Genomic DNA, 2,912 nt, shown 5'->3' with positions numbered 1-2,912 from the left:
CTGATCTCGCGGGCATGGTGCGGGCAATTACAACGGAAGATGTCTATTCCTTTGATGGCCGCCGCGTTCTGATCCCGAAAGGAACGATGCTCACCGGCGAATATAAATCGGGTCTCGCCTATGGGCAGACCCGGGTTTTCGTCGTGTGGACGCGCCTGCTTCGCGCCGATGGCGTGTCGCTGATGCTGCAATCGCCGGGAACGGATGCGCTTGGTCGTTCGGGACTAACCGGCGAGGTCGACACCCATTTCCTGCAACGCTTCGGCAGCGCGACCCTGCTGACGCTGGCCGGCGGGGCCGCGCAATTCGCGTCAGCGCTCGGCCAAAACTACAATCAGTATCAGGGCCAGCAATTCGTTCTCGATCCGGCGTCGGGAACGCTGATCCCGCTCAATGCGGTGTCGCAGGGACAAATCCTGCTGAATGCGCGCCAGATCGGCGCGCAAACCGTGGCGCAGAGCGTTACGCGCATGGCGCAGGAAGCCCTGCGAAACGACATCAAGGTTCCGCCGACAGTCCATATCGACCAGGGAACGCCCGTGATCGTGTTTGTGAAACGCGATCTCGATTTCTCCGATCTCTACCCCGATCCTGTGAAAGAGGCGTTGTATGAACTTCGTCACCCCAAAAAAGCCACAGGCGGCAGAGGATGCGACGCGCCCGCTCTGGGAGACGCTCCCGGTCTACTTCCGCGAGGCTGCGCGTCCGATTCAGCGCTGGTTAGAAGATATTGACGTCATCGAAATCTGCGCCAACAGGCCGGGCGAAGTTTGGGTGGAAGCGCTCGGCAAGCCGCATATGGAGCGTTTCGACGTTCCCGAGCTGACCGAAGAAGCGATCACGCGGCTTGCAACGCATGTCGCCGCTTCGACGCAACAATCGGTCAATTCCTCGACGCCGCTGCTCTCGGCCGCGATGCCGCATGGCGAGCGCTTTCAGGGCGTGCTCGCGCCAGCGACGCCGCATGGCGGCTCCTTCTCGATCCGCAAGCAAGTCATCGCCAATCTGACGCTCGCCGACTATCAGGCGCGCGGCGCGTTTGACGGCGTCAAGGTTCGCGGTCCAAGGTCGTTTGAGGCCGACGAATACCCGGAAATCGAGCGGGAGCTTGCAACTCTCTTCAAGGATCATTCGCCGGACGGTATTCGACGCGCGATCGAATTCGCCGTCGTCAATCATGTGACGATGATTATTTCGGGCGGAACGTCGTCGGGGAAAACGACATTCCTCAACACGCTGCTCAAACATGTGCCGGAGACGGAGCGCGTCGTGTCGATCGAAGACACGCGCGAACTGAAACCGCCGCAGCCGAACTGGCTGCCGCTCGTCGCCTCGAAGGGCGGACAGGGCCTCGCCGAGGTGACAGTCCAGGAGCTGCTGGAAGCAAGCCTTCGCCTTCGTCCGGATCGCCTGTTCCTCGGCGAGATTCGCGGCGCGGAAGCCGCGACCTTTTTGCAGGCGGTCAATACCGGTCATCCCGGCTCACTGACGACGCTGCACGCCGACAGCGCCTTTGGCGCGTTCCAGCGGCTGGCGCTGATGACGCTGCAATCCAATCTGAAACTGACCAAGGCGGAAATCATCGAGTATGTGCGTTCGGTGGTGCCGATGGTGATTCAGCTCCGCCGGCGCCCGACGCGGGGCGTCGCGGAAATCTATTTTCGCGGCTACGGCGCGCAATAGGGGAAAGGGCGGGCTATGCGAGCTCTCGCCTATGGGATCATTTGGCTGATCGCCCTTGCCTGCGCCTTCTTCGCGTGGGAAGCGTCCTTCGCGGCGCTTGTCGGCCTGCAAACCAAGTCCTGGGAGCTGTGGCGACGTTTTTCGCATGGCTTTGAGCTGATCTTGCCCGCGCAAGTGGCTTATCAGCAATGGGCGTCTCCCGTAGTTCATCAGCTCGCGATCAAGGCCATTCTGGGCGGGCTGATTGTGCTCGCACTCGTAACGCTCGGATTGGCGCAAGCCATGGAGTCGCTCGGCGGCGCGCATCGGCCTTCCGGCGGCTCCCGGCTGGCGACCGAGCGCGATTTGCGCAAGGCGGGACTGCTGAACGGCCGGCCCGGCTATTCCGTCTTCCTCGGCCGCTTCAATGGTAAGGATATTCGCTACAGCGGCGCCAGTCACATATACGTCAATGGCCCGACGCGCTCGGGAAAGGGCGTCGGCTTTGTCCTGCCGAATGCGATCGAGTGGCGGGGCGCGCTGATCGGGCTCGATATCAAACGCGAAATGTGGGACCAGATCGGCGCGGCGCGCGCGGCGCTGGGGCAGGACGTTTTCATGTTCTCGCCCGGCTCGGCGCAATCGCATTGCTGGAATCCGCTCGATCTCGTGTCGCCATGGCCGGAGCGCGCGACCGATGTCGCCAATATCGCGCATAGCCTGATTCCGCTGCCGCAATCGGGCGATCCCTATTGGGCGGAGACCGCGCGCGGGCTGTTTGCGGGTCTCTTGGCCTATGTCCTCGACGCGCGCGAACCGCCGATCGAAGGGCGCACGATCAAGGCCGCGCTGAAAATATTCAGCCGAGGCCGACCGCTGGTCGCGGAAATGGCGAATATTCTGGCGAATGAGCCCAGGCTGAACGCGTTCGTTCAGGACAAGTTCCGCCAGCATATCAGCCGCGAAGAAAAGCAGCGCCAGTCATTCGAGTCGCACATCGTCACGGCGCTGGAGCCATGGAACAATAGCCTGGTCGACGCGGCGACAAGCCGGTCCGACTTTAACATCGCAGAGCTGCGCCGCCGGCCGTTCACCATCCTGATCGGAACGCCCGTCGGAAACTTCGCGGCGGTCGAAGCCGTCGTGCGTCTGCTCGTCCAACAGGTGCACGACGTCCTGCTGCGCAATCTGCCGGGTCTCGATGAGCCGCATCGGCTGCTGCTGATGCTCGATGAATTCTTTCAGTTCGG

Annotated in this window: 3 protein-coding genes; all 3 read left to right on the top strand. The window is 62.3% G+C overall.

Features of this window, described 5'->3' with window-relative positions; all coding sequences use genetic code 11:
- The coding region (locus tag HUN39_RS18650) for a TrbI/VirB10 family protein (protein ID WP_175095932.1) at window positions 1–734 on the top strand (734 nt) is incomplete at its 5' end.
- Window positions 735–774: 40 nt separating this feature from the next.
- Window positions 775–1,683, top strand: a complete 909-nt coding sequence (gene virB11, locus HUN39_RS19370; protein ID WP_408631422.1) for a P-type DNA transfer ATPase VirB11 — start codon at window positions 775–777, stop codon at window positions 1,681–1,683.
- Window positions 1,684–1,698: 15 nt separating this feature from the next.
- On the top strand, window positions 1,699–2,912 hold a 1,214-nt coding region (locus tag HUN39_RS18645; RefSeq protein ID WP_175095931.1), incomplete at its 3' end, for a type IV secretory system conjugative DNA transfer family protein.

The organism is Methylocystis silviterrae (genome assembly GCF_013350005.1).
Classification (GTDB): Bacteria; Pseudomonadota; Alphaproteobacteria; order Rhizobiales; family Beijerinckiaceae; genus Methylocystis; species Methylocystis silviterrae.
This window is presented reverse-complemented; position numbering and strand designations above follow the sequence as displayed.